This window comes from Dermacoccus sp. BD5 (assembly GCF_044878485.1).
Taxonomy (GTDB): Bacteria; Actinomycetota; Actinomycetes; order Actinomycetales; family Dermatophilaceae; genus Dermacoccus; species Dermacoccus nishinomiyaensis.
Window position 1 is genome coordinate 232778 of the sequence record NZ_JANJER010000001.1, and the last position, 25639, is coordinate 258416.

Sequence of the window (25639 nt, forward strand, 5' to 3'; positions counted from 1 at the left end):
CCTGACTCCCGCGGTCACGCGATTCGCGCGGTCACGGGAGTCAGGTGGTCGACACGCCTGAGCTCACCGCATCAGACCCGTTTCGACGATGTCGGTGAAATGGACCTTCTTCGGGATGACCTTGTCCTCGAACAACCGATCGGCGAGCGTCTGTTCGAGCCGGATGTCAGCTGCCGTGACCGGACGTTGATCGGTCTTCTTATGCGAGATCGCGGATCGGGTGACGGACAGCGGCAGCCGGGATTCCTGGGACCAGGCCCGGGCGTAGGCGTCGAGGTGTGTTGCTCCCCAGGCATAGGCCTTCTGCAGACGTCGAAGGTAATCGCGCAAGGCGGCCACCCGATCGGCGTCCCCGAGCGTATCGGTCGACGCGAGCGAAAAGTTCAGCCCAGCCTCGTCCGGGGGACCGCCTCCGATGGCCCGCGCCCCGCTGCGGAGCTGTTGGGTGACAAACGGCTCCCAGATGACCCACGCGTCCGCATCTCCGCGGGTGAAAGCGGCCGCACCGTCGGCCGGCGGAAGGTAGACAAAGGTGACCTCGGACGGTTTCACACCACCTCGGTGCAGGAAATTCAGAAGCAACCCGTGAGCCGAGCTGCCCTTGGGCACCGTGATCCGCTTGCCCCGCAGATCGGCGGCGGTGGACAAACCCGAGTGCTTCTTCACGAGGACGGATGAGTCGCGATGGTTCCGCAACGCGGTCGTTGCCACGATGCGGAATCCCGAGCCCGCCGCTGCTCCGAAGATTGGCGGGGTCGACCCGACTCCGCCGACGTCCACCTTGCCAGCCTGGAGAGCTTCGACGATGGCCATCCCGTAGGTGAACTGCGAGAACTCGATCGTGTACGGCGTGTCGTCGAGCTGGCCGGACGCGCGCAGCAGGGATCGTACTCCGTCGGTTTGGACGGCGACTCGGAGCGTGGCGCCACGCGCCGATCCGCCTTGTGCGACACGCACCGTCGCGGTGCGGGAAGCATCCGAGGGGCGGGTGAATCCCACCAGCGCCGACGTTCCCAGAAGACCCCCGGCCAAGACGCCACGCCGTGTCCAACTCGAACGGTCGCCTGCAGCCGAGGAGGAACTCCCCTGCGGCTGGGCCTGCACGGTCAGAGCTCGAGCCTTGTCGAGATCCGCCGTCAGACCGGCGACGAGGGCGTTGACTTCCGCGTCCTCACGTCGCCTCGGACGGGGCAGGTCCACCGTGCGATCCGCAACCACTGCGCCCTCGTTGAGTACAACGACCCGATCGGCCAAGAGCACCGCTTCATGGACATCGTGCGTGACCATCACGACAGCCGGTCCGTGACGTTGCCAGAGGCGGACGACCAGATCCTGCGCCTCCTGACGCGTGAACGCGTCCAGGGCGCTAAACGGTTCGTCGAGGAGCAGGAGGTCGGGTGCGGTGACGAGTGCTCGCGCAAGAGCGACACGTTGTCGTTGTCCACCCGACAGGGCACGCGGCCAGGCGCGGGCCCTGTCGCCGAGCCCCACCTCTGCGAGCGTCTGCGTTATCCTCGCGTCCAGTTCCGCCCCGTTGACACCCATACTTTGTGCGCCTAGCCGCACGTTCGCAGCGACGTCCTCCCACGGCAACAACCGCGCGTCCTGGAACACGACGGACACACGCTCGCTCGTGCCCACCGCCCCAGAGACCTCGCCGCGATCGAGACCGGCCAGGAGGCGCAGCAGGGTCGACTTGCCCGCGCCCGACCGCCCCAGGACCGCAACGAACTGCCCGGCGGGGATGTCGAGGTCGAGGTCATCAAGGACGACGTTGTCCCCGAATCGCCTCGAGACGGACTCGAGATGGACGGCAAGGCCCTTTCGGCCGTCCAGTCCCGGGGACGTCCACCGATCGGTGGGCCCACCAGGGTGCTTCGACTGGTTGTCGCTCATCGTGACGTTCCTTCCGTTCGCCACCGCAGGGCGCGGCGTTCCGCCACCCGGACGGCGGCGTCCGTGATGAGCCCGAGGGCGGCGTAGGTGAGCAGGCCCACGACGATGGTGTCGGTCTGCATGAAGTCGCGGGCGTTGTTGATCATGAAGCCGAGTCCGGCCGTCGCGCTCATCTGCTCTGCAACGATGAGGGCCAACCAGGCGAAGGCGAGAGCTTGCCGGACGCCCACCAGGGTTCCGGGCAGGGCACCGGGAATAATGACGTGCCTAAAGCGCTGCCACGCCGTGAGGTCCAGCGCGTCGGCGAGCTCGTACAGATCTGGGTCGATGGATCGAAGCGCACCTACCGCGTTGAGGTACAACGGCACGCACACCCCGAGCGCCACCAGGAGGATCTTCGGCGCTTCCCCGATCCCGAACCAGACGATGAACAACGGAACCAGCCCCAGCAGGGGCAGAGTCCTGAGCATCTGCATCGGCGGATCGATGATCGCCTCACCGGTACGCGTCAGGCCCACCGGGAGCGCTGCACCCAAGGCAATGAGCGACCCCAGTGCGAATCCGAACCCGGCACGCTGCACCGAGACGCTGAGGGCAGTTGTGAGCGTGCCGTCGGAGATCAGCGACCCCAGCGTTGAGAGGACCCGGGATGGCGGTGCGAGAACGTCCTGTGGCAACCAACCGATGACACTCACGGATTGCCACACCGCGATGATTGCCAGCGGGCTCAGAGCCCGCACCTCCCAACTCGGCGGCTCGTGATCACTACGGATGAGATTCCGCCGCCTCCTACGGCGCGCGTTGGAGCCGGCGCTGCCCAAGCGCACTCGGGCAGGCAAGGTGTCGTCGGCCGATCCCGGCGAAGCAACAGCTGCCGCCGTCGACGCCCGAGCTGTGCTGCTCGTCACGTTCATGAGTCACTCCTCATAGGTTTTCATTAGGCTTTGTCAAACATTTGCTTATGCAATTGCGAAAAGAATGCCGGCCAGGTCAGTGGCCACGACCTGGCCGGTGCAAACCCTCGAATTCGAGAAAGATCCTCAGCTCACGGCTCGGTCGTGCGAATGCTCTTCCGTCGGGAGCGCCTCCACCCGTGGGCGCACCCCCTCACCGAACCAGTAGGCCTCCTCCAGGCACGGGTATCCGGACAACACGAAATCGTCAAAGCCGACGTCGCGGTACTGCCGAATCAGGTCTGCGACCTCAGCATGTGAACCGACCAGCGACGTTCCGGCTCCACCGCGCACCAGCCCCACGCCAGCCCAGAGCCCGGGGTGGATCTCCAAATCGGCAGTGGTCCCTCCGTTCAGCGCGAGCATGCGCCGCTGCCCTTCGGATTCAGACCGACGCAGCGCGTCCTGCTGACGTTCGATGAGTTCCGCGGGGATGCGCTTGAGTAGCCCTTCCGCGACCGCCCAGGCCTCGGCGGACGTGTCTCGGGAGATCGTGTGCAACCGAATACCGAATCGCACAGTGCGGCCCTGCCGGGCGGCCAGTTCGCGGACTCGGTCGATCTTCTCCTTGGCCTGGGCCGGCGGCTCCCCCCAGGTGAGGTACACATCGGCGTGGCGGGCCGCGATCTCGAGTGCGGCTGGCGAAGATCCGCCGAAGAAGACCTCGGGACGCGGGGTCGGCGTCCGCGAGAGTCGCGCTTGTTCCACCACCAGGTGTTCGCCGCGATAGTCGAACGAATCCTCGCAATCCCACAACCGACTCACGACGTCGAGGAACTCTCCGGTCCGCGCATATCGGGCGTCCTTGCCGAGGAAGTCGCCGAACGCCCGCTGCTCGGACGATTCTCCCCCGGTGACGATGTTGACGTGGAGTCGACCGTCAGTGATGGTCTGGAAGGTGGTGGCCATTTGCGCTGCCAGAGTCGGCGAGACGGACCCTGGGCGGAAGGCGACGAGAAACTTCAGCCGCTCAGTGTGCTGGGAAAGCGCAGCGGCCATGACCCAGGAGTCCTGGCACCACAGACCCGTTGGCGTCAGGACGGATTCGAAACCGTTGGCCTCCGCCGCCTGTGCCACCTGACGCAGGTAGCCCGCGGACGGTTCACGGGTTCGATCAGTGCCCTCGACCGCGGCCCCATGACCTCCAGAGACGATTCCACGCGAGTCGCCGGAGGTCGGTAGGAACCAGTGGAAGGTCGGCTGGTTCGTGGACGTGCTCATCATCGGACTCCGTTCGTCGTTCGTGACACTGAGGGCGAGACGCTGTGATGCGCTCCGTTGTGGTGGGCAAGCGGACCGCGATCTGCGACATGCTCGGCGCTATCCACCTCGGCGACGATGAGGCAGCTGTCTCCCGCCTCATGGGCATCACGGACCGTGGCTGTCAATCGAGCTGCGACGTCCGTGAGTCGCGGCAGACCGGTCCTGTCCCACGACCAGAGACCGTCGTCCCGAAACCGGGCCTCACGCGGGCCGGCGAATCGGGTCATGAGCTGCCCTTGGTTCTCGTCGAGAAGGTGGAGGGCGACACGTCCGGTTCGCACGATTGAAGCCAGCGAGTGAGACGTGCGACTGATGTTGAAGGACACGAGGGGTGGGTCGACCGAAACCGAGTGCACAGACAAAGCGGTCAAGCCGACCGGCCCTGCCTCCCCTGCAGTCGTGATGACCCAGACGCTCGAGACCGCGCGGCGAAACACGGGACGAAGATCGGGCTTCACCACCGAGACAACGATCTCGGTGTGAGGTGGTGCTGTGGGCAACATGAAACTCATCTCTTGATCAGTGAGGGGGAAGGGCGTCTAGCGCGCGTGCGACGTACCGGGTCACATCGACAATCGGTGATCCGACCGGACGGCATCCATGGCATGGGCGGGCTACGACCCGAGAGTCGAAAGTCGCGAGGGTCGCGCCCACGGAGGCGTTGAGATCGTCGTGCGTTCTTCAGCGACATGCACTGACGCGACGGCGCATCAAATCAACCGTCCGACGTCGGCAGGCACGAAAAGACGAAACGCGGTGTTCCGACATGAGAATCAACTCCATCGCTTCTGGCGTGAGCACCGTTCCGTGAGGGTCGGTTGCTGCGGCGTCGACGAGCCAGATCTCTCGGCCGCTCTGGATGGGATGAATGCAGTCAACTGGCCGGTCGCGCCACCCACAAGCAGAATCCACATACTGGGACACGACACCTGTATCGCAACTACCACCTCGGACGCCACACGGGACTGTCCGGGACACAAAAGTCCCTGCATCCCGATGATCCGGGATGCAGGGACTCCTCCATCAGGCTGGCGCCGCCGACCTGGCGACCTCAGCGACCGTGCTGCGTGAGCTCCCAGGCGTCCTCACTACCGTCACCGCCATCGTGCCCGTCGTAGTACTGCTCCCCCTGGGCGGGGATCGCGTCCTGTGACTGGGCCACAAGGTCGACGGGGCCGTCGCCAGCACCGTCCGGCTCCGGCACGTCCTCGCCCTTGAGCAACGCGAGCGTCTGCGGCAGGTCGTCGGGCTTGACGAGCACGTCGCGCGCCTTCGACCCCTCGGACGGGCCGACGATGGCGCGCGATTCGAGCAGGTCCATGAGGCGACCGGCCTTCGCGAATCCGACGCGCAGCTTGCGCTGCAGCATCGACGTCGATCCGAACTGTGTCGTGACGACGAGTTCGGCGGCCTGCAGCAGCACGTCGAGGTCGTCGCCGATGTCGTCGTCGATCTCCTTCTTCGGCGCGACCTGCGCGACGTCCTTGCGGTAGTTCGGCGCGAGCTGGCTCTTGACGTGCGCGACGACGGCGTGGATCTCGGATTCGTTGACCCATGCGCCCTGCACGCGCATCGGCTTGCTCGCACCCATCGGCAGGAACAGCGCGTCACCCTGGCCGAGCAGCTTCTCGGCACCGGGCTGGTCGAGCACGACGCGGCTGTCGGCGAGCGACGACGTCGCGAACGCCAGGCGCGACGGCACGTTGGCCTTGATGATGCCGGTGACGACGTCGACGGACGGGCGCTGCGTCGCGAGGATGAGGTGAATGCCCGCGGCACGCGCGAGCTGCGTGATGCGCTGGATCGACGCCTCGACGTCGCGCGGCGCGACGAGCATGAGGTCGGCGAGCTCGTCGACGACGACGAGCAGGTAGGGGTACGGCGCGAGCTTGCGCTTGCTGTCGGGCGGCAGCTGCACCTTGCCCGCGCGCACCGCCTTGTTGAACTCGTCGATGTGCTTGTAGCCGAACGCGGCCAGGTCGTCATAGCGTGCGTCCATCTCGCGCACGACCCACTCGAGTGCCTCGGCGGCCTTCTTCGGGTTCGTGATGATCGGCGTGATGAGGTGCGGGATGCCCTCGTACGCCGTCAGTTCGACGCGCTTGGGGTCGACGAGCACCATGCGCACCTCTTCGGGCGTGGCCCGCATGAGCAGCGACGTGATCATCGAGTTGACGAAGCTCGACTTGCCGGCGCCCGTCGCACCCGCGACGAGCATGTGCGGCATCTTCGCGAGGTTCGCGACGACGTAGCCGCCTTCGACGTCCTTGCCGACACCCATGACCATCGGGTGCGTGTTGTTGCGCGCCGCCTGGCTGCGCAGCACGTCGCCGAGGCTGACGAGTTCCTTGTCGGCGTTCGGGATCTCGATACCGATGGCCTTCTTGCCGGGGATCGGCGACAGGATGCGCACGTCGGCGCTCGCGACGGCGTACGAGATGTTCTTGCTCAACCCCGTCACACGGTCGACCTTGACGCCCGGGCCGAGTTCGACCTCGTAGCGCGTCACCGTCGGGCCGCGCGTGAACCCGCTGACGACGGCATCGATGCCGAACTGCTCGAGTACCTCGGTCAGCGCGTCGACGACACGGTCGTTCGCGGCGGAACGCTCCTTGGGCGGGGTCCCCTGTTCGAGGACGTTCGAATCGGGCAGCGTGTACGTGACGTCGCCGCCCATTGCGAGCTGCTCGACACGAGGTGGAAGCTGTTCGGTGGGCTGAGCCTCCACCTGACGTTGAGGGACGGCTGCGGCCGGCGCAGCCTGCTCGACGCGCGTGGCACCGGCATCCTGACGGGGCGCCGCGGCCTTCGGCGACTCCCCCGGCCGCTGTGCCGACGCCGGGCGCGACGCCTGCGCCGCACGTGCGGAGGCCTGGTCGACGACGGCATCGTCGACGGAATCCATGGGTGCGGAGCGGCGCACTGCCCCACCTGCCGCCTCCCCTGCCGGCGACGCTCCGGAGCGCGATGCCCGGGCTCGCGCGAGCGCAGCGGCGCTCGCGTCACCGGCGCGCTCGTCGTCAGAGCCGCCGGCGGGCATCTCTCGCGTCTGATCGACGCCCGCCGGGGCGCCGTCGATCGTGTCGATGTCGTAGATCTGCTGCTCACCGCGACCGCGGTTGAGCGGGTTGCGTGATGTGCCACGGCCCTTGCCGCGCGGCCCCTTGCCGACGACCTCGGCGGCCTGCTCGTAGGGCTCATCGCCGCGCCGGGCGTCGTCACCCGCGCCGCGACGCGAGCCGCCCCGCGCGCGGTTGCCGATGTCGGCGCCGTGCAGGTCGTCGGCGACGGCGTCACGCTGACGCAGCTCGCTCTCGTCGTCGCGTTCATCGAGGGGGTGGCCGAAGATCTGCGCCTCGACCTCGCGGATGCGCTGCGGGATGCGATTGACGGGCGTGCGCGTCAGCACGAGGAAACCGAAGAACGACACGAGCGCGAGGATGATGCCCGCGCCCCACACCGTGAGCGCGGCAGACAGCGGCCCTCCCGTGATGACGCCGAGGATGCCGCCTGCGCCGCGCACCGCGGTCGAATCCCCTGTCGACGGACGCCCGCCGACGAGGTGGGCGATCCCCGTCGAGCCGAGCGCGAGGATCGTCAGCCCGATCGTCATGCGGTTGGTCGGCTGGTGCCCCCGCGGGTGGCGGAACATGTGGATGGCCATGCCGATGAGGACGACGGGCAGGACGTAGGCGATGACGCCGAACGTGCCGGCCGCGACGGCGTGGACGACGTCCCCGAACATGCCGGGCAGCCCCCACCACTCCCGCGCAGCGACGACGATGCCGAGGGCGAGGAGGGCGAAACCGAGCCCGTCGCGACGGTGTTCGGGTTCGAGGTCAGAAGCGGCGGCGCCGACGCGGCGGACGGTGCCGCCGGCGACGTGCGAAACACCCATCCACGCGCCACGAGCGGCGCGACCGGACGCGGAGGGACGCGCTTCAGCAGCCCCTCGCGACGAGCCGGACGAGCCGGTCTTGCGCGCGGGTGCATTCTTCGTCGTGCCGCCCGAACGTGTTGCGCTCGACTTCGGCGGGGTCGTGCGGGCGCGCGTCGTCGAGGCCGCAGATGCGCCGGCCGGGCGCGAGCTCTTGGCGCGCGGCTGCGAAGAGGCCTTCTTCGCGACGAGGACGCTGTCGTTCGCTGGTCTGTTTCGGGTCGCCACCCCGCAAGGCTAGTGGGGGTTCCGGCCGTTTTCGTGGACCCACGCCGTGACACGGGTCCAATGGTGACGGCGGGTCGGCTCGACACCTGCGAATCCGCGTCCCGACGCGCTGGCGCGTTGACGCGCTCGCATCCGACAGCGCCCTGACCCGTGTCGGGGGCGCCGCCAGCTGCCCGGGGACCACGGGCACCCCCACCGCGAGACGCCGACTCTTGCGCGCGGCGCTCGCCATCCGCGATGCCACAGTTGATCTCACGATGCGAACCTCCGGCCGCTCGTCGGTGGACGCGGCGGAGGGCCGGGTGCGAGCGTTCACGTAGGTCATGAGTTCCAGCGCACAGCCCCGGCTTGCTGGACGGCAACCCTCCACCGCGGTGGGGTGCTCCGGGTGACGACCTGGCCGCCACCAGCACCGGTGTCGGCAAGCGCGGGCCGAGCCATCTGGCGACGGCGAGGCCCCTGACTCGAGGAGCCTCGATGCCCCGTTCTGCCATTCTCTCGATCCTTGACTCCGACGCGCGCCGCCACGCTGCGAGCCACACGAGCCGCCCCGCTCATGCCGTAACCCCCGGAACTCCCGTCGCGGACCCCGAGCGTCACCACACCCAGCCCGCGCACCCCGGCGGGTCCCGTCGCGAGACGCCCACGGCTACCTATCATCGCGCGGACGCGTCGCAGCAGGCCAATGTCGCCCTGGCCACGATCGGCGCCGATCTCGGCGTCGCGACGCTCGACGGGCGCGTCGTCGAGCACGCGAACTTCGACCATGGCGCGACGGCTCCCGCGCTGCAGGCCGTCGCACGGGCCGTCGACACGACCCTGCGCACGTACGGTTCGGTGCATCGCGGTGCGGGACGGGCGTCGCAGCTGACGACCCGGTGGTACGAGGAGGCTCGGCAGGAGGTCGCCGCGTTCGTCGGCGCGCGCGAGGACGACGTGACCGTCTTCACGCGCAACACCTCGGACGCGCTCAACCTGTTGGCCCACTGTCTGCCGCAACAGACGCAGGTCTTCGTGTTCCGCTCGATGCACCACGCAGCGCTGCTGCCGTGGGCGGACGAGCGGACGACGCGGCTGCCGATCCCTCACTCTCACGCCGAGGCTGAGGGTTACCTCGACGTCGCTCTGGCGGAATTCCGCGCCCACAACGATGCTCCCGTGTTGGTCCTCATCGCCGGCGCCTGCAACGTGACGGGCGAGGTGTGGCCCATCGAGCGCCTCGCCGCCGTCGCCCGCCGGCATGAGGCGCGGACGGCTCTCGACGCCGCGCAGCTCGCCCCGCACCGCCGCGTCGACATCGACGCCTGGGGCATCGACTACGTCGCTCTGTCCGGCCACAAGGCCTACGCGCCGTACGGTTCAGGAGCCCTCGTCGGGCGCCGCGACTGGCTCGACACCGCCCCTCCGTACTTCCGCGCCGGCGGCGCGAGCCACCGCGTCAGCGAAGATGCATCAGGCGCCGGCGACGTCGCCTGGGCGCCCGCGCCCGCACGCCACGAGGGCGGCACCCCGAACGCGGTCGGGGCCATCGCGCTCGCGGCCGCAGCCTCGACGCTGTCCGCGCAGCGCGGCGAAGCCGAGGCGCGCGAGGAGAAGATCCACGCCATCGTCCGCGACGGTCTCGCCTCGATCGACGGCGTGAGGATCGTCGAACTCTTCGACGAGCAGAATGCCGCGGACGCTCACCTCGACGATGGCGCGCCAAGGCGGAATGCGAGCGACAACGTCGGCGTCACGACGTTCACCGTCGCCGGGTACGACCCGACGCTCGTCGCTCAGGTGCTCGCAGACGAGCACGGCATCGCTGTGCGCGACGGGCGATTCTGCGCTCACCTGCTCTGCGACGCGCGCCTCGGCGAGGGCGCGACGGCAGTGCGCGCCTCGATCGGTCTCGCCACGACGACAGAGCACGCACGACGCCTCGTCGACGCCGTGCGTGCTCTCGTCACCCATGGGCCCGCCTTCGACTACACCCACACCCCGGGCCTCGGATGGAGCCCCGTCACCGACCGACGCGACCTCTCAGAGCCCCGTCCCTGGTGAGGAGAACGAGCGGCGGTGGGCCCCAGCGAGGGGCTCACCGCCGCATTTCGTCAGATACGGGATGCCGACGCGGTGGCTCCTGTCGAACGGTCCGCTCGCGCGCTGATGCGAGTTTTTTTGACCACGCTCAAGAGCAAACCTGGAAGTCTATTTCGAATCCCGTTGCACCCCAACGGATGAAGGGTGCGACGCGTCACACGCGTCGCACCCTTCATTCATCCGAGATGGGCAGCCAGAGGCGATCTCAGCCGCCTCACACAGCCCCCTGTCATACCCCCGAGGGTCAGGCGTCGATGACCACCGGGATGATCATCGGTCGGCGGCGCAGCTTGCCGCCGACGAAACCGCCCACGGCGCGGCGGATGACCTGCTGCAGTTGGTGGCTGTCCTTGACACCCTTGTTGCGTGCCTCGAGCAGCGCCTGCTCGATCTTCGGCCGGACGCGGTCGAACACCTCGTCGCCCTCGGCGAAGCCGCGCGTGCGGATGTCGGGGCCTGCGAGGATCGCGCCCGTCTTCGCGTCGCGCACGACGATGACGGTGACGAAGCCCTCGTCACGCAGGATGCGGCGGTCCTTGAGCATGTCCTCGTCGGTCGTACCGACGAGCGAACCGTCGACGTAGACGTACCCGACCGGCACCGCGCCCGTGATGGCAGCCTTGCCGTTGACGAGGTCGACGACGACGCCGTTCTCGGCGAGCAGCACCTGGTCGCTCGGCACACCCGTCGCGGCGGCGAGCTTGCCGTTGGCGACGAGGTGACGCCACTCGCCGTGGATCGGCATGACGTTCTTCGGCTTGACGACGTTGTAGCAGTACAGCAGCTCGCCGGCGGAGGCGTGGCCGGAGACGTGCACCATCGCGTTGCCCTTGTGCACGACATTGGCGCCGAGACGCATGAGGCCGTTGATGAGGCCGTAGACGGCGTTCTCGTTGCCCGGGATGAGCGAGCTCGCCATGAGGATGGTGTCGCCCTCCCCCACGTCGATACGGTGGTCGCGGTTCGCCATGCGCGCGAGCGCCGCCATCGGCTCACCCTGCGAGCCGGTGCAGATGAGCACCTGCTTGTCCTCGGGCATCTGCTCGAGCTTCTTGATGTCGACGAGCACGTTGTCGGGCACCTTGAGATAGCCGAGGTCGGCGGCGATCGTCATGTTGCGCACCATCGAGCGCCCGACCATCGCGACCTTGCGGCCGTGGGCCTCGGCGGCGTCGAGCACCTGCTGCACGCGGTGCACGTGCGAGGAGAAACAGGCGACGATGATGCGTCGCTCCGCCTTCTCGAAGACGCGCTCGATCGCGGGCGTGATGTCCTTCTCCGGCGTCGTGAAGCCGGGCACCTCGGCGTTCGTCGAGTCGGTGAGGAACAGGTCGACGCCCTCCTCACCGAGCCGCGCGAACGCGCGCAGGTCGGTGATGCGGCCGTCGAGCGGAAGCTGGTCCATCTTGAAGTCGCCGGTGCACAGCAGGTTGCCTGCGGGCGTGCGGACGAAGACGGCGAGCGCGTCGGGGATCGAGTGGTTGACGGCGACGAACTCGCAGTCGAACGGGCCGATCTTCTCGAGCTGGCCCTCCTTCACCGCCATCGTGTACGGGCGGATGCGGTGCTCCTTGAGCTTCGCCTCGATGAGCGCGAGCGTCAGCGTCGAGCCGATGAGCGGGATGTCGTTCTTCATGCGCAGCAGGTACGGCACCGCGCCGATGTGGTCTTCGTGACCGTGCGTCAAAACGATGGCCTCGATGTCGTCGAGGCGATCCTTGAGGTAGTCGAAGTCGGGCAGGATGAGATCGACGCCCGGGTGATCCTCGGGGAAGAGGACACCACAGTCGATGATGAGCAGGCGTCCGCCGTACTCGACAACCGTCATGTTGCGGCCGACCTCGCCGAGACCGCCGAGCGCGATGACGCGCGCACCGTTCTTCGCCAGCGCGGGCGGCGGGCCGAGTTCGAGCGAACTCTCCATCACAGCAGCCCCGCCTTCGTCAGGCCGTCACGCAGGACGGCGTACATCGCCTCGTCCGCGGGCAGCAGCGGCAGGCGGATGGCGTCGGAGTCGATGACGCCCTGCTCCTTGAGTGCGGCCTTCACCATGATGGCGCCCTGGGAGGTGTTCATCAGCGCGTCGATCGCGGGGATGAGCTTGGTGTGGATGGCGCGCGCCGTCGCGAGGTCGCCCGCGTCGACAGCGTCGATCATCGCGCGGAACTCGTTGCCGGCCACGTGGCCGACGACGGAGACGACGCCGACGGCGCCGAGCGCGAGCCACGCGAGGTTGACGACGTCGTCGCCCGAGTACCACAGCAGGTCGGTCTCGTCCATGAGCTTCGTCGCCTCGAAGAAGTCGCCCTTGGCATCCTTGACCGCGCGCACCTGGTCGATCGTCGCGAGCTGACGGATCGTGTCGCTCGCGAGCGCCGTCCCCGAGCGCCCGGGGATGTCGTAGGCCATGGCCGGCAGGTCGGTGGCGCCGACGACGGCCTTGAAGTGCTCGACGATGCCCGCCTGCGTCGGCTTGTTGTAGTACGGCGTGACGACGAGGACGGCGTCCGCCCCAGCGTCCGCGAGTGCCTTGGCGGCGCGTACCGAGTGCGCGGTGTCGTTCGTACCGACCCCGGCGGTGATCGCTGCGCGGCCCTTGACGGCGTCGGCGACGGCGCGCACCGTCTCGATGTTCTCCTCGTCGGTCGTCGTCGCCGACTCCCCCGTCGTGCCGTTGACGACGAGGCCGTCGTGCCCGTTCGCGACGAGGTGCTCGGCGAGCTTCTTCACTCCGTCGTAGTCGATCGAGCCGTCCGGTTTCATGGGCGTCACCATGGCCGTGACCATGCGCCCGAAAGGTGTCGTCGTCGTCATGCGCCCAGGTTAGTGCACGAGCGTCCACGTGTGCGGACGCCCGCCGCGCGCGACGTCGCCACCACCAACTCACCACCACGAAGCGGACGCCGCAGGCGCCTTGTCACCGGCGCGTCCTACAGTGAGGCGCGTGGAGCAATATCACGCACTGCTGAGGCGCATTCTCGACGAGGGCACCCGCAAGGACGACCGCACGGGCACGGGGACGCTCAGCGTCTTCGGTCATCAGATGCGCTTCGACCTGTCCCAGGGGTTTCCCGTTCTCACGACGAAGAAGCTGCACCTGCGCTCGATCTTCGGCGAACTGCTGTGGTTCTTACGCGGCGACACGAACGTCGCATGGCTGCACGAGCGCAAGATCTCGATCTGGGACGAATGGGCCGACGCCGACGGTGACCTCGGGCCGATCTACGGCCACCAGTGGCGCTCGTGGCCGACGCAGAGCGGCCAGACGATCGACCAGATCGCGCGCGTCGTCGAGTCGATCCGCACGAACCCCGACAGCCGTCGTCACATCGTCTCGGCGTGGAACGTCGCCGACGTCGACGACATGGCGCTGCCGCCGTGCCACACGATGTTCCAGTTCTACGTCGCCGACGGAAAGCTGTCGTGCCAGCTCTACCAGCGCAGTGGTGACGTCTTCCTCGGCGTCCCGTTCAACATCGCCTCGTATGCCCTCCTGACCCACATGGTCGCGCAGGTCACGGGCCTCGCGGTGGGCGATTTCGTCCACACGCTCGGCGATGCGCACCTCTACGTCAATCACCTCGACCAGGCGCGCCTCCAGCTGACACGTACGCCGAAGACGCTGCCGACGCTCGTGCTCAACCCCGACCTGACGGCGCTCGACGCGTTCGAGCTCGATGACATCCGCCTCGACGGTTACGAGGCCGACCCCGCGATCAAGGCCCAGGTGGCGGTATGAGCGATGCGCCCCAGCTGACGAGCATCGCCGCCGTCGCCGAGAACGGCGTCATCGGCGCGGGCGGCGACATGGCGTGGAACATCCCCGCCGACTTCGCGCACTTCAAGGTGACGACGATGGCTCACCCCATGATCATGGGGCGCACGACGTTCGCGACGATGGGAACCCTGCCTGGTCGCCGCTCGATCGTCGTGACGCACGATCCCGAGTTCGCCCCCGCACAGCCGGCGCGTGACGACACGTCCGTCACCGTCGTTCACTCTGTCGACGAAGCCCTCGAACAGGTCGCCGGCCAGGACGCGTTCGTCGTCGGCGGCGCGCAGATCTACGCCGCGACGATGGACCACGTCACCCGTCTGCTCATCAGCGAGATCCCCCTCGCGCCTGAGGGCGACGCCCACTTTCCCACGATCGACCCGGCCGTGTGGGTCGAGACGCAGCGCGCACCGCGCGACGGGTTCACGCTCGTCATGTACGAACGCCGCACCTCGTGAGCGACGCCCGGCACGAGACGTCGGGAGGTGACGCGCCCGTCGACGTCCGTCATCACCGGACGGCGCACACCCCTGGCGACCACTCCGACCACGACCATCCCGACGCCCTCCACGAGGACGCCGCGGCCGTCAAGAAGGACTCGGTCTCCCTCGCGATCGCGACGGGCGTGTACGGCGTCAGCTTCGGCGCGCTCGCCATCGCTGCGGGCCTCACGACCTGGCAGACGATGGCGCTGTCGCTGCTGTTGTTCTCCGGCGGTTCGCAGTTCGCCGTCGTCGGGGTGCTCGGTGGCGGTGGGTCGGGAGCGTCGGCCGTCGCGACGTCGTCACTGCTCGGCGTGCGCAACGGCATCTATGGTCTGCAGATCAACCAGTTCCTGCGCCCGCGCGGGCTGCGACGCCTCCTCGCCGCGCAGGTGACGATCGACGAGTCGGCCGCCATGTCGGTCGGGCGCCCCACCGAACAGTTGTCACGCACCGGATTCTGGTGGACGGGCCTCGGCGTCTACGTCATGTGGAACACGATGACGTTCGTCGGCACAGTCGCCGGCAACGCGATGGGCGACCCGAAGAAGTACGGCCTCGACGCCGCCGCCGTCGGCGCCTTCATGGCGCTGCTGTGGCCGCGCCTCGGCACGCTGCAGGGCAAGGTGACGGCGGCGCTCGCCGCGTGCATCGCGCTCGGGTTGTCGCCGCTCACGCACGCCGGCGTGCCCGTTCTCGCGACGGTCGTCGCGGCCGTCGTCGTCGGCTGGTGGTACTCGACACGGCACGATTCCCCCTCAGCCGACGGCGAGCCGAGCGCCGACATTCCCGGCGTCGAGACGTCTCGCGCCGATGCGCCCGGTGACGGCACGACGCCCGGTGGCCCGTCCGACGCCGGCCGGATCGGATCGACGACATGAGCACATGGACGACGGTTCTGCTCGCGAGCGCGTTGTCGTTCGTGCTCAAGTTCATCGGCTATCTCGTGCCGCCGCGCTACCTCGAGGGCAAGCGGACGTCCAACATCGTCGCGCTGCTACCGGTGGCGTTGCTCACCGGCCTCGTGTGCGTCCAGGCGTTCGTCGGCGACGGCGGCCGGGTCGTCATCGACGCGCGCGCAGCGGCGGCCGTCGCAGCGATCATCGCCCTGGTTCTGCGCGCGCCATTCATCGTCGTCGTCATCGTCGCGGCCGCGACGGCCGCGATCATCCGGTTGTTCTGAGCCGACGCTCCTGGATTCATGTCTCGCTCCCTCTGGTGGAGTGAGACCTCAGGACGAGCTTTCGAGGGGATCGATGAGGCGCAGCCCGCCGACCCCGGCGAAATCCTGCGCGTGGCGAGTGCAGAGCCGGCGCCCAGAGCGATACCGGCGATCTGGGCATCCACCGTTCCCATGACTCGCCCGACCGACGTGCCACTCGCGAGAACGTGGGCGGTCGCGTGCGCTCACGCAGCGTCTGCAAGAAATTCTTCTCCGGCACGTGGGTCGCTGCCGCGAGAATCGCCCGCACCTCGGCCTCGACGGAACGTCCAGGCTCCGCAGCCTGACGGCGCAGGCGCTCGTGGACGACCTCATCGACATCTGGCATCCTCAGAGTGGCCAAGACGATCACCTCCTCGGCAGCAAAGCGAGCAAGGAGGTGCTCGTCAGCCCATGGCGAGACTCAGGCGGCTTGCGGCTGCACCTGCCGCTGCACGAGCTGCGTGACGTTCTGGGGCTTCCGCTCGAGCTTCGCGGCGTACTCGTTCGGCAGCGACAGGCGGATGATCGCCCACCAGGCCGACGCGATCTGCTTCGGCAGCGGCCCCGTCACGTAGGACAACCCGTAACGGCGAGCTATGTCCTGCACCTGCTCGCTGATCTCCGCGTACCGGTTGCTCGGCAGGTCGGGAAACATGTGGTGCTCGATCTGGTAGCTCAGGTTGCCCGTCGCGATGTGCATGGCCCGCGAACCGCTGATGTTCGCCGAACCGAGCATCTGGCGCAGGTACCAGTCGCCGCGAGTCTCCCCGACGATCGACTTCTTCGTGAACGTCTCGACACCACTCGGGAAGTGCCCGCACATGATGACCGAGTGTGTCCAGAGGTTGCGCGTGAGGTTCGCGATGAAGTTCGCCTTGATCGTCTGCTTGCCCGACCCCGTCAGCGCCGAGAGCAGCGGGTGCGCAATGTAGTCCTTCGTCACCTGCTCACGGATCTTGTGCAGCACCTTGCGACCGTCGCGGGCGAATACGTCCTTGTCCTTGCGCCCCTTGAGGTACTTGCCGATCTCCAGGTCGTACGCGGCGATGCCGTACTCGAAGAAGCACGCGTTGATGAAGTTCCACATCGGCTGTGCGAGGTAGAACGGCACCCACTTCTGATCCTCGTCGACGCGCATGATGCCGAACCCGAGGTCGTTGTCGCGCCCGATGACGTTCGTGTACGTGTGGTGCAGCTCGTTGTGGCTGTGCTTCCACAGGTCGGCGGGCGAGGCGTTGTCCCACTCCCACGTACTCGAGTGGATCTTCGGGTCGCGCATCCAATCCCACTGGCCGTGCATGACGTTGTGGCCGATCTCCATGTTCTCGAGGATCTTCGCCACGGCGAGCCCCGCCGTCCCGATGACGAACGCCGGCTTCTTCTTCGAGAACAACAACAGTGCCCGCGACCCCATCTCGAGGCCACGCTGCACCTGGATGACACGACGGATGTACGCCGCGTCCTTCTCGCCCCGGCTCTCGACGACCCGTGCACGCACCGCGTCGAGCTCCTCACCGAGACGCTCGATGTCGGCGCGGCTCAGGTGAGCGATCGGGTTGTGGTCCTTCTTCTGCAGTGCGGTCATGCGACAGCCATCCTTCTTCGTCGTTCTCGTCGTGCGGTTCGTCATGGTCGTGGTTCGTCGTGAGGCGCCCGAGCCGATCTCGCGCCCGGCCGGCGCCCTGCACAGGCGTCGAGTTCAGCGTCCGATCGTGCAGTCCCCGGCGGCGGAGGAGATGCAGGTCTGCACCATGACGCCGTCGCCGTCAGTGCCGCTCGTCACCTCGCCGGTGCGCATGTCGCGCACCGCGCCGGAACGCAGCGGCAGCACGCAGCCGTAACAGATGCCCATGCGGCACCCGCTCGGCACGAGGATGTCGGCGGCCTCGGCCGCGTCGAGGATCGACGTCTCGCCGCTGACGGCGACCTCCCGCGTCGTCGTGCCCATGACGATGGTCGCGGTGCCGCCCTCCCCCGGTTCGGCGAGCTCGACGACGAAGTTCTCGGTGTGCAGCTTGTCCTCGACGCCATTGAGTTCGGCGAACTCGCGCAGCATCCGCAGCATCCCGGCGGGGCCGCACGCGTACACCTCACGATCGCGCCAGTCGGGTACGAGATGGTCGAGCTCGGCCGGATCCAGCCGGCCCTCGAGGCGTGTGTGGCGCTCGACGAGGGTGATGGCGCCACGCTCGTGCAGCCCGCGCAGCTCGTCGGCGAAGATGACGTCCTCGGGGTGGCCGGCCGAGTGCACGACGACGATGTCGTGCGTGCCTTCGCCGTCGGAACGCTCGCCCTCGGCGGCGAGACGGTGGCGCAGCATGCCCATGACGGGGGTGATGCCGGAGCCGCCGGTGACGTACAGCGTCGGCTCGACACCTCCCGTCCAGACGAACTCGCCGCTCGCCTGTTCGAGGTGCACGATCTGGCCGGAGCGCAACGACTCGTGCAGGTGGGAGCTGACGAGCCCGCCGGAGAGCGACTTGACGGTGATCGTGATGCGCCCGTCGTCGCGCGGCCCCGACGTCACCGAGTACGCGCGCCACAGGCGCACCCCGTCGACGTCGACGCCGACGCGGATGAACTGCCCCGGCACGTGCCCTGTCCAACCGAGGCCCGGCTGCAGCGTGACGGTCGCGGCGTCCGCCGTCTCGGGGTGCACGTCGACGACGCGGGCGCGCAGGTAGCGGGGGCTGCGCAACGGGTCGACGAGGTCGAGGTAGTCGTCGGGCAGCAGCGGCGTCGTCAGGGTGCGCACGGCGTTCCAGGCGAGATGCTTCAGGCGGGCGGAGGCCCGCCGCTCGTCCGACGAGCGGGCCATCGTGGTTGATGAGGAGACAGCGTGCGGCATGCGACCAGCGTATTTGGCGCGCAGGAGATAATTCTTGACTGCGATCTCACATGATCTTTTCGGGATTTGTTCGTAGAGTGTGAACATGTCGACTCTGCGGCAAGACACCATTGCCACCCTGCGAAAGCACCTGCCGAACACGGCCAGCGGGTGCGTCGAGGCCATCATCCGAGAGGTACCCGGCTACGACCGCGAGTTCGGCGACACACTGCGCGCGAACATCGAGGCGGCCGTCGCGATGGCCCTCGCGGCCTTCCTCGACACCCTCGGTGACGACGGCGACACGACGTCTGCCACGGCCATGCGCACCGGCGCCTACCGCCTCGGCCAGGGCGAGGCGGAGACGGGGCGCTCGAGCGACGCGCTGCTCACGGCCTACCGCGTCGGCGCCCGCGAGGCGTGGACGCACTTCGCCGAACGCGCCGTCGCGCAGGGCGAGTCGGCCGCGAGCATCGCGAGCCTCGCTGCGGGCACGTTCGCGTTCATCGACGAGTTGTCCGTCGAGAGCCTCGCCGGCCACACCGCGGCCATGACGGCCCGCACCCGTGAGCTCGCGCGCCGACGCGACCAGCTGGCGGCGGCATTCGTCGCGGGCGACCAGCCCGACACGCTCGAGCATCTCGCCGAACGGGCTCACTGGAACCCGCCGCGCACCCTCACGGCGCTGGCACTGACGGGCGACGCCCCGGCGGCCGTCGCGAGCGCCGTCGGTGAGAAGGCCCTGTGGTCGCGCACCCCGGACGGCTCGCCGCTCGTCCTCGTGCCCGACCTCCCACCCGGCAACCGCGCGCGCGTCCTCGCTGCCTGCGCTACGACCACAGCAGCCCTCGGGCCGACGCTCGCCTGGAGCCGCGCCGCCGAATCGGTGACGCGCGCCCGACGCGCGCTGCGATTCGCCCGGGTGAGTGAACCGGCGGACGCCGACACGCTGCTGCCCGAACTGATCCTCGACGCCGACCCGCTCGTCGCGCAGATGCTGCGCGAGCGCGCCCTGGCGCCGCTCGCCGACGTCTCGGAGGCCAAGCGGGCCGTGCTCGCCGAGACGCTGCTCGCCTGGCTGCTGCACCACGGACGCCGCGAGGAGGTCGCCGAGGCCCTCCACGTCCACCCCCAGACGGTGCGCTACCGCCTGGGCACCCTGCGCGAACACTACGGTGACACGCTCACCGACGCCCGCACCGGCCTGGAGCTGACGCTCGGGCTGATCGCCGACCGATCGAGGACCCCGCAGTGAACACCCCCGCAACCGACCGTCCGCAACCCGCAGCAGCCGAACCGACGAACGCCGACAACACGAACCCCGACGCCATGACCCTCGACCCGATGATCCATGAACCCACACGGTCGGCTCTGCCTGACGGGCACGGCGAGTCCACTGGGCACGGCGAACATGGTGAGCACCTCGCGGGCGAGGCCCTGGCGGTGGCGATGAAACCCCTGCTGCGCGGGTGGCTGCACCTCGTCCTCGCGCCCCTGTGCCTCATCGGTTGTCTCGTGCTCGGCCTTCTCGCCGACACGACCCCGGCGCGCGTCGGGGCGCTCGTCCTCGGTGCTACGGCGACGATGCTGTTCGGCACGTCGGCGCTGTATCACCGCCGATACTGGAGCCCGCGCGCCGACACGATCCTGCGCCGCCTCGACCACTCGAACATCTACCTCATCATCGCCGGCACGTACACGCCGTTCGCGCTGACACTGCTCGCGGGCCGGCAACGGGTGAGTCTGCTCGTCATCGTGTGGGTCGGCGCGCTGCTCGGCGTCGCTTTCCGCACGTTCTGGGTGCATGCGCCGCGTTGGCTCTACACGCCGATCTACGTCGCGCTCGGCTGGGTCGCGATCTTCTACGCCGGGCCGTTGCACGCCGCGGGCGGCACCCTCGTCATGACGCTCATCGCCGCGGGCGGCATCCTCTACACGCTCGGAGCGGTCGTCTACGGCTTCAAACGCCCTGATCCGTGGCCGCGCGTGTTCGGCTTTCACGAGATCTTCCACGCCTGCACCGTCGCCGCGTTCATCGCCCACTTCATCGCGGCGGCCATCGTCCTCACGCGCTGACGGCGGCCTCCCCGCGTGCACTGCCCGCCCGGGCGTCGGCGCGGGCCACAGGATCGCCACCGTGGGCCTCGCCTCCGCCACGCGAGCACCGACCAGCGCAAGTCGTCCCGTCAGGCGGTGTCGCCGGCTGCCTGCGCGCCGTCCCCGAGGAGTTGCTCGCTCGCGCGTCGGATGTGCGCGTCGAGCAGATCGGCGGCGCGTGAGCCGTCGCCGTCCGCGAGCGCCGCGGCGATGGCCTCGTGCTCCTCGCGCAACCGCGCGCGCACAGCCGGCCAGTCGTCGACGTGGTTCATGCCGTGACGGATGGGGCTGCGCATGGATTCGCGGATGGCAACGGTGAGGTCGGTGGCGAGCGCGTTGCCCGCGGCCCGCGCGATGGCGACGTGGAAATCGGTGTCGCACGCGTTGAAGACATCGGGCGGCAGGTCGTCGTCACGCATCGCGGTGATCAGGTCGGCGAGGCGCGCATGGTCGGCGTCGGTCGCGTTGCGCGCGGCCAGCCGCGCCGACAGGCCCTCGAGGCTGCAGCGCACGTCGACGACGTCGAGGAGGCTGAACTGCGCGAGCGCCACGTGCATGCGCAAGAACCGGTTGAGCGCCTCCGTCGGCACGGCCGTGATGACGGTGCCGCCAGCCGCACCGGCTCCGACGCGCGAGTCGACGACCCCGATGGCATGCAGGGCGCGCACGCCCTCACGCACCACGGCACGGCTGACGGCGAGTTGCGCGGCGAGGTCACGCTCGGCGGGCAGCACGTCGCCGACACGCAGACGGCCCGAGACGATGCCGTCCTCGACCCACTGCACGACACCCTCGTAGGCACGCCCCGATCGTGACGCGACCGGGTTGGCACCCGGCGCGGCAGCCGGAGTCTCGACCTGGGCGGGCGCCGCGTCTGACGCGGGAGTTGAATCCGACGCCGGCTGCCCCGGGTTCGACAGACCGGATTCCTCGGCTGCGGGCGGCGGGCCCGGTTCGGGCGAGGCGGGCGCGCAGGGGTGGGTCATGGGCGGCATGCTACGCGGCCTCGACTTCTTGACCGTCGGGGGTCATGCTTCTAGAGTGAGACGCAGCACATTGGTCAGACCATTAAGGATGCCGTCGTGACGATCGCCCCCACCCGCCCACGCGTCGCGATCTTCGCGACCTGCTTCAACGACACGATGTTTCCCAAGGCGCCGATCGCGACGGTGAAGCTCCTACGCCGCCTCGGGGTCGACGTCGAGTTCCCCACCGAGCAGACCTGCTGCGGCCAGATGTTCACCAACACCGGGTACGCGAACGACGCTAAGGGCCTCGTGCGCGGGTTCGTCGACACGTTCGACGCGTTCGACTACGTCGTCGCCCCCTCCGGCTCCTGCACCGGATCCGTCCGCGAGCAGCACGAGATGATCGCCGAGCGGGTCGGCGACCAGGGCCTCGCCCGCGAGGTCGACGCGCTCGCCCCGCGGGTGCTCGAACTGTCCGAATTCCTCGTCGACGTGCTCGGCGTCACTGACGTCGGCGCCTACTTCCCGCACCGCATCACCTACCACCCCACCTGCCACAGCTTGCGCATGCTCGGCGTCGGCGACCGTCCGCTGCAGCTGCTGCGCGCGGTCGCCGGTGCCGACCTGCGCGAGTTGCCCGCCGCCGAGCAGTGCTGCGGTTTCGGGGGCACGTTCAGCGTCAAGAACCCCGACGTCTCCGTCGCCATGGGAAACGACAAGGCGCGCCACGTCGTCGAGACGGGCGCGGAGTACGTCGTCGCCGGCGACAACTCGTGCCTCGCCCACATCGGCGGTCTGCTGCACCGCGGACGCACCGGCGTCAAGACCATCCACCTCGCCGAAGTGCTCGCCTCGACCGAACAGGACCCCGCATGAGCTGCCAGCCCCGCACCGCCGCCGACGCGGGTCTGCCCGTCGGCACGACGACCGCGACGTTCGTCGGGATGCCGGCCTTCCCGCACGAGGCGAAGCACGCCCTCGACGACGCCCAACTGCGCGCCAACCTGCGTCACGCGACCGGCACGATCCGCGCCAAGCGCGCCGAGGTCGTCGGCGAGGTCGACGACTGGCAGCAACTGCGCACGCGCGGCGCCGCCGTCAAGGACGACGTGCTCGCCGACCTCGACACGCTGCTCGTCACGCTCGAGGAGTCGCTGACGCGCGCCGGCGCGACGGTCCACTGGGCGCGTGACGCCGAGGAGGCCAACCGCATCGTCGTCGACCTCGTCAAGGCGACAGGCACGCAGGAAGTCGTCAAGGTCAAGTCGATGGCGACGCAGGAGATCGAGCTCAACGAGGCCCTCGAAGCCGCGGGCATCGACGCGTGGGAGACCGACCTCGCCGAGCTCATCGTCCAGCTCGGCCACGACCGCCCGTCGCACATCCTCGTGCCCGCGATCCACAAGAACCGCAGCGAGATCCGCGACATCTTCCGCACCGAGATGGGCGAGGTCGGCCGCCCGGCCCCCGAGAACCTGAGCGACGATCCCGCCGCGCTCGCCGACGCTGCCCGTCGTCACCTGCGCGAGAAGTTCCTGCGCGCCAAGGTCGGGATCTCGGGCGCCAACTTCGCCGTCGCGGAGACGGGCACGCTCGCCGTCGTCGAGTCCGAGGGCAACGGACGCATGTGCCTGACGCTGCCGGAGACGCTCATCTCCGTCGTCGGCATCGAGAAGGTGCTGCCGACGTGGGACGACCTCGCCGTCATGCTCGAACTGCTGCCACGTTCGTCGACCGGTGAGCGCATGAATCCCTACACGTCGATGTGGACGGGGTCGAGCGAGGCCGACGGCCCGCAGGACGTCCACGTCGTGCTCGTCGACAACGGCCGCACGCGCGTGTTGTCGGACACCGTCGGGCGCGAGGCGCTGCGCTGCATCCGCTGCTCGGCGTGCCTCAACGTCTGCCCCGTCTACGAACGCGCGGGCGGGCACGCCTACACGAGCGTCTACCCCGGACCGATCGGCGCCATCCTCACCCCGCAGATGCGCGGCCTCGACTCCGATCGCGACAAGGCGCTGCCCTTCGCGTCGTCACTGTGCGGCGCGTGCAGCGAGGTGTGCCCCGTCAAGATCGACTTTCCGAAGATCCTCGTCGAACTGCGCACGCAGGTCGTCGAGAAGAAGCGCGCCGCCTCGCGCGTCCCGAGCTTCGAGCGCACCGCCATCGCGGGCGCCGAATGGGCGCTCGCCTCCGGCAAGCGCATGGGGCGTCTGCAGACGCTCGCGACGGTGGCCGGCAAGGTCTTCAAGCGTGAGGACGTCTCCTACCTCGGCGCGATTCCCGGGCCCCTCGCGCCGTGGAGCGCAGCGCGTGACATCCCCGCTCCCCCGACCGAGACGTTCCGCGAGTGGTTCGCGCGCACCGACAGCGGCCGGCTCGACGAGAGCGGCCAGGCCGCAGCGGGGTCGCGTCCGAACCGCGCCGGAGTCGACGTCGAGGGCCACTACGGCACGAGCGCCCGCGACGCCGGGCTCCCCCACCCCACCAGCGACAGCGAGGACGAGGCATGAGCAGCGCACGCGAGGAGATCCTGCAGCGCATCCGGACGGCCAACGCGAACGCCGGGGTGACGAGCACGTCGTCGCAGCGGGCCGATTCGGCGACGACGCAGCGGGATTCGTCGTCGGGCAGCGCCGGCGCCCAGGCGACGTCACCTGATGCGGACGGTTCGCGCGCTGCGGCCGACGCCACCCCCGCGGCGGGGTCGCCCGACCTCGTCGACCTGTTCGTCGAGCGCACCGAGGACTACAAGGCGGTCGTCGAACGTGCCTCGGCAGCTGGCGCCGGCGCGCGTGTCGCCGCGGCGCTCGAGGGCGCGAACGGCGTCCTGCTGCCGGCCGGGCTGCCCGAGGCAGTCGTCGGCGCGGTCGATGCGTCGATGGCGCGCGAAGACCCGGGCACGCCCGACGGTCTCGACGCCATCGAGGCGGTCGTCACGACGTGTGCCGCGGCCATCGCCGAGACGGGCACGATCGTCCTCGATCACACTGCGGGGCAGGGGCGTCGTGCGCTGACGCTCGTGCCCGATCTGCACGTCTGTCTCGTGCGGGCCGACCAGGTCCACGCGGACGTGCCGGCCGCCGTCAGCGCCCTGCGCGCGAGCGTCGAGGCGGGGCATCCGCTGACGTGGATCTCCGGTCCGAGCGCGACGAGCGACATCGAGCTCGACCGCGTCGAAGGGGTGCACGGCCCGCGGCGCCTGCACGTCATCGTCACGACTGACTGACCTCGACGGACGACGCCGCGTCTCGGGTGGAATCACCACTCGCGGCGCGGCGTTCGCGCGTCACGCGGCGTTTCGTTCGGACGTGGCGAACGCCCTCGAGCAGTGCCGCGACCGCCATCGCGAGCCCTATGCCGGTGAGGATCCCCGCGAGGTGGTTGTCGCCGAACGCGCGCCCGCCGACGTAGCCGATGAGGCAGCCGTGCAGCGCCCACAACAGCGTCGCGAGCAGGTCGTACGGCGTGAACTTCGTGAGCAACGGATAGCGCGCGGCGCCGAGCGACATCGTGCCGACGCTGCGTCCGCCCGGGATGAAGCGCACGACGAGCAACGCCCACGACCCTCGTTCGTGCAGCACGCGCGAGACCTTCTCGAACGTGCGAGCACGCCGCGAACCGTGCGCCCCGAGCGAGCGGGCACCGACGACCCGGCCGATGCCGTAGGAGAGGTGATCGCCCAGTGCCGCCCCCAGCGTGGCCACGAGCACGACGAGCACGAGCTGCGGCCCGTTCGGATCGGACGCGGCGTACACCCCGGCGAGGATGAGCGGGGCTTCGCTGGGAAAAACAGGCACGAACGCATCGAGCGTGCACAGGCCGAAGAGCGCCGGGTAGATCCACCACGACGTCATGAGGTGTTCGAGCGGCGCGAGCACGGCATCGAGCATTGCAGAACGCTAGCCGCGCGACGTGGCCCGGAGC

Annotated in this window: 22 protein-coding genes and 2 riboswitches; of the genes, 10 read left to right on the top strand and 12 right to left on the bottom strand. The window is 69.0% G+C overall.

The genetic code is table 11. The features are described from left to right. Positions 1-63 precede the first annotated feature (63 nt). The 5 genes from NQ706_RS00950 to NQ706_RS00970 all read right to left on the bottom strand — a co-directional run bounded on the left by NQ706_RS00950 (position 64) and on the right by NQ706_RS00970 (position 8277). Entirely contained in the window at positions 64-1896 is a 1833-nt protein-coding gene (locus NQ706_RS00950) for an ATP-binding cassette domain-containing protein (protein ID WP_081873625.1), read from the bottom strand. After that, positions 1893-2810 (bottom strand): ABC transporter permease, encoded by a 918-nt coding sequence (locus tag NQ706_RS00955; protein ID WP_081873624.1) that lies wholly within the window; start codon positions 2808-2810, stop codon positions 1893-1895. Before NQ706_RS00955 ends, NQ706_RS00950 begins: the two co-directional genes overlap by 4 nt. A gap of 126 nt (positions 2811-2936) precedes the next feature. Beyond that, positions 2937-4070: an LLM class flavin-dependent oxidoreductase gene (locus tag NQ706_RS00960; protein WP_038570633.1), complete on the bottom strand. Its 1134-nt coding sequence runs from the start codon at positions 4068-4070 to the stop codon at positions 2937-2939. Next, on the bottom strand, positions 4070-4624 hold the full coding sequence (locus NQ706_RS00965) for a flavin reductase family protein (RefSeq protein WP_081873623.1): 555 nt from the start codon (positions 4622-4624) through the stop codon (positions 4070-4072). Before NQ706_RS00965 ends, NQ706_RS00960 begins: the two co-directional genes overlap by 1 nt. Before the next feature lie 264 nt (positions 4625-4888). Then, positions 4889-4978: riboswitch (SAM riboswitch) on the bottom strand. Positions 4979-5163: 185 nt separating this feature from the next. Next, entirely contained in the window at positions 5164-8277 is a 3114-nt protein-coding gene (locus tag NQ706_RS00970) for a DNA translocase FtsK (RefSeq protein WP_081873622.1), read from the bottom strand. A 319-nt stretch (positions 8278-8596) separates the two neighbouring features. After that, a riboswitch (SAM riboswitch) is annotated at positions 8597-8711 on the top strand. A 43-nt stretch (positions 8712-8754) separates the two neighbouring features. Between NQ706_RS00970 and NQ706_RS00975 the strand changes: the two genes are divergently transcribed. After that, entirely contained in the window at positions 8755-10320 is a 1566-nt protein-coding gene (locus tag NQ706_RS00975) for an aminotransferase class V-fold PLP-dependent enzyme (RefSeq protein ID WP_038567647.1), read from the top strand. A gap of 283 nt (positions 10321-10603) precedes the next feature. On the opposite strand, the gene NQ706_RS00980 is transcribed toward NQ706_RS00975, so the two are convergent. Together NQ706_RS00980 and dapA are read right to left on the bottom strand one after the other, a co-directional pair. After that, a complete protein-coding gene (locus NQ706_RS00980) occupies positions 10604-12283 on the bottom strand; it encodes a ribonuclease J (protein WP_038567644.1) in 1680 nt (559 codons plus the stop codon). Continuing rightward, the gene (dapA, locus tag NQ706_RS00985; RefSeq protein ID WP_038567641.1) at positions 12283-13173 is read right to left on the bottom strand and encodes a 4-hydroxy-tetrahydrodipicolinate synthase; all 891 of its coding nucleotides are present in this window, start codon (positions 13171-13173) and stop codon (positions 12283-12285) included. The genes NQ706_RS00980 and dapA overlap by 1 nt, the downstream gene beginning before the upstream one ends. A 130-nt stretch (positions 13174-13303) precedes the next feature. On the opposite strand from dapA, the gene NQ706_RS00990 reads away from it, so the two are divergent. From NQ706_RS00990 to NQ706_RS01005, 4 genes are read left to right on the top strand one after another with little or no spacing between them, the layout of a single operon-like run. Then, positions 13304-14098, top strand: a complete 795-nt coding sequence (locus NQ706_RS00990; RefSeq protein ID WP_038567638.1) for a thymidylate synthase — start codon at positions 13304-13306, stop codon at positions 14096-14098. Further along, positions 14095-14592, top strand: coding sequence for a dihydrofolate reductase (locus tag NQ706_RS00995; protein ID WP_038567635.1), 498 nt, complete (start codon positions 14095-14097; stop codon positions 14590-14592). The genes NQ706_RS00990 and NQ706_RS00995 overlap by 4 nt, the downstream gene beginning before the upstream one ends. Then, positions 14589-15497 (top strand): AzlC family ABC transporter permease, encoded by a 909-nt coding sequence (locus NQ706_RS01000; protein WP_038567633.1) that lies wholly within the window; start codon positions 14589-14591, stop codon positions 15495-15497. Before NQ706_RS00995 ends, NQ706_RS01000 begins: the two co-directional genes overlap by 4 nt. Next, a complete protein-coding gene (locus NQ706_RS01005) occupies positions 15494-15799 on the top strand; it encodes an AzlD domain-containing protein (protein ID WP_038567630.1) in 306 nt (101 codons plus the stop codon). The genes NQ706_RS01000 and NQ706_RS01005 overlap by 4 nt, the downstream gene beginning before the upstream one ends. 16 nt (positions 15800-15815) lie before the next feature. On the opposite strand, the gene NQ706_RS01010 is transcribed toward NQ706_RS01005, so the two are convergent. The 3 genes from NQ706_RS01010 to NQ706_RS01020 form a co-directional block, all read right to left on the bottom strand. Further along, positions 15816-16166, bottom strand: coding sequence for a FitA-like ribbon-helix-helix domain-containing protein (locus NQ706_RS01010; RefSeq protein ID WP_404360247.1), 351 nt, complete (start codon positions 16164-16166; stop codon positions 15816-15818). Positions 16167-16241: 75 nt separating this feature from the next. Continuing rightward, a complete protein-coding gene (locus tag NQ706_RS01015; RefSeq protein WP_038570627.1) occupies positions 16242-17405 on the bottom strand; it encodes an acyl-CoA desaturase in 1164 nt (387 codons plus the stop codon). A 114-nt stretch (positions 17406-17519) separates the two neighbouring features. Continuing rightward, complete coding sequence (locus NQ706_RS01020) at positions 17520-18668, bottom strand: ferredoxin reductase (RefSeq protein ID WP_404360206.1); 1149 nt, start codon at positions 18666-18668, stop codon at positions 17520-17522. An 85-nt stretch (positions 18669-18753) separates the two neighbouring features. Here NQ706_RS01020 and NQ706_RS01025 point away from each other — a divergent pair, with 85 nt between their 5' ends. Further along, positions 18754-19902: a helix-turn-helix domain-containing protein gene (locus NQ706_RS01025; RefSeq protein WP_038567624.1), complete on the top strand. Its 1149-nt coding sequence runs from the start codon at positions 18754-18756 to the stop codon at positions 19900-19902. Continuing rightward, entirely contained in the window at positions 19899-20723 is an 825-nt protein-coding gene (locus NQ706_RS01030) for a hemolysin III family protein (RefSeq protein WP_038567621.1), read from the top strand. Before NQ706_RS01025 ends, NQ706_RS01030 begins: the two co-directional genes overlap by 4 nt. Positions 20724-20833: 110 nt before the next feature. Here the strand turns inward: NQ706_RS01030 and NQ706_RS01035 are convergent, their stop codons facing one another. Then, positions 20834-21730 carry a FadR/GntR family transcriptional regulator gene (locus NQ706_RS01035; RefSeq protein WP_038567618.1) on the bottom strand — a complete coding sequence of 299 codons (897 nt, stop codon included), beginning with the start codon at positions 21728-21730 and terminating at the stop codon, positions 20834-20836. A gap of 96 nt (positions 21731-21826) precedes the next feature. Here NQ706_RS01035 and NQ706_RS01040 point away from each other — a divergent pair, with 96 nt between their 5' ends. The 3 genes from NQ706_RS01040 to NQ706_RS01050 are packed head-to-tail and all read left to right on the top strand — an operon-like array spanning position 21827 to position 24941. After that, the gene (locus tag NQ706_RS01040) at positions 21827-22588 is read left to right on the top strand and encodes a (Fe-S)-binding protein (RefSeq protein ID WP_038567617.1); all 762 of its coding nucleotides are present in this window, start codon (positions 21827-21829) and stop codon (positions 22586-22588) included. Beyond that, positions 22585-24225: a LutB/LldF family L-lactate oxidation iron-sulfur protein gene (locus NQ706_RS01045; RefSeq protein WP_038567614.1), complete on the top strand. Its 1641-nt coding sequence runs from the start codon at positions 22585-22587 to the stop codon at positions 24223-24225. Before NQ706_RS01040 ends, NQ706_RS01045 begins: the two co-directional genes overlap by 4 nt. Further along, positions 24222-24941, top strand: coding sequence for an LUD domain-containing protein (locus tag NQ706_RS01050; RefSeq protein WP_038567611.1), 720 nt, complete (start codon positions 24222-24224; stop codon positions 24939-24941). Before NQ706_RS01045 ends, NQ706_RS01050 begins: the two co-directional genes overlap by 4 nt. Here NQ706_RS01050 and NQ706_RS01055 read toward each other — a convergent pair. Beyond that, positions 24928-25605 carry a DedA family protein gene (locus NQ706_RS01055; protein WP_038567608.1) on the bottom strand — a complete coding sequence of 226 codons (678 nt, stop codon included), beginning with the start codon at positions 25603-25605 and terminating at the stop codon, positions 24928-24930. The two genes, NQ706_RS01050 and NQ706_RS01055, sit on opposite strands and share 14 nt — an antisense overlap. Positions 25606-25639: the final 34 nt, after the last annotated feature.

Excerpts from the sequence above, each read along its gene's own strand:
- NQ706_RS01010 (WP_404360247.1), bottom strand. The coding sequence starts at position 16,166 with ATGCCAGATGTCGATGAGGTCGTCCACGAGCGCCTGCGCCGTCAGGCT.
- NQ706_RS01020 (WP_404360206.1), bottom strand. The coding sequence starts at position 18,668 with ATGCCGCACGCTGTCTCCTCATCAACCACGATGGCCCGCTCGTCGGAC.
- NQ706_RS00960 (WP_038570633.1), bottom strand. The coding sequence starts at position 4,070 with ATGAGCACGTCCACGAACCAGCCGACCTTCCACTGGTTCCTACCGACC.
- dapA (WP_038567641.1), bottom strand. The coding sequence starts at position 13,173 with ATGACGACGACGACACCTTTCGGGCGCATGGTCACGGCCATGGTGACG.
- NQ706_RS00965 (WP_081873623.1), bottom strand. The coding sequence starts at position 4,624 with ATGAGTTTCATGTTGCCCACAGCACCACCTCACACCGAGATCGTTGTC.
- NQ706_RS00995 (WP_038567635.1), top strand. The coding sequence starts at position 14,095 with ATGAGCGATGCGCCCCAGCTGACGAGCATCGCCGCCGTCGCCGAGAAC.
- NQ706_RS00950 (WP_081873625.1), bottom strand. The coding sequence starts at position 1,896 with ATGAGCGACAACCAGTCGAAGCACCCTGGTGGGCCCACCGATCGGTGG.
- NQ706_RS01045 (WP_038567614.1), top strand. The coding sequence starts at position 22,585 with ATGAGCTGCCAGCCCCGCACCGCCGCCGACGCGGGTCTGCCCGTCGGC.
- NQ706_RS01055 (WP_038567608.1), bottom strand. The coding sequence starts at position 25,605 with ATGCTCGATGCCGTGCTCGCGCCGCTCGAACACCTCATGACGTCGTGG.
- NQ706_RS01050 (WP_038567611.1), top strand. The coding sequence starts at position 24,222 with ATGAGCAGCGCACGCGAGGAGATCCTGCAGCGCATCCGGACGGCCAAC.
- NQ706_RS01005 (WP_038567630.1), top strand. The coding sequence starts at position 15,494 with ATGAGCACATGGACGACGGTTCTGCTCGCGAGCGCGTTGTCGTTCGTG.
- NQ706_RS00955 (WP_081873624.1), bottom strand. The coding sequence starts at position 2,810 with ATGAACGTGACGAGCAGCACAGCTCGGGCGTCGACGGCGGCAGCTGTT.
- NQ706_RS01015 (WP_038570627.1), bottom strand. The coding sequence starts at position 17,405 with ATGACCGCACTGCAGAAGAAGGACCACAACCCGATCGCTCACCTGAGC.
- NQ706_RS00980 (WP_038567644.1), bottom strand. The coding sequence starts at position 12,283 with ATGGAGAGTTCGCTCGAACTCGGCCCGCCGCCCGCGCTGGCGAAGAAC.
- NQ706_RS00975 (WP_038567647.1), top strand. The coding sequence starts at position 8,755 with ATGCCCCGTTCTGCCATTCTCTCGATCCTTGACTCCGACGCGCGCCGC.
- NQ706_RS01035 (WP_038567618.1), bottom strand. The coding sequence starts at position 21,730 with ATGACCCACCCCTGCGCGCCCGCCTCGCCCGAACCGGGCCCGCCGCCC.
- NQ706_RS01025 (WP_038567624.1), top strand. The coding sequence starts at position 18,754 with ATGTCGACTCTGCGGCAAGACACCATTGCCACCCTGCGAAAGCACCTG.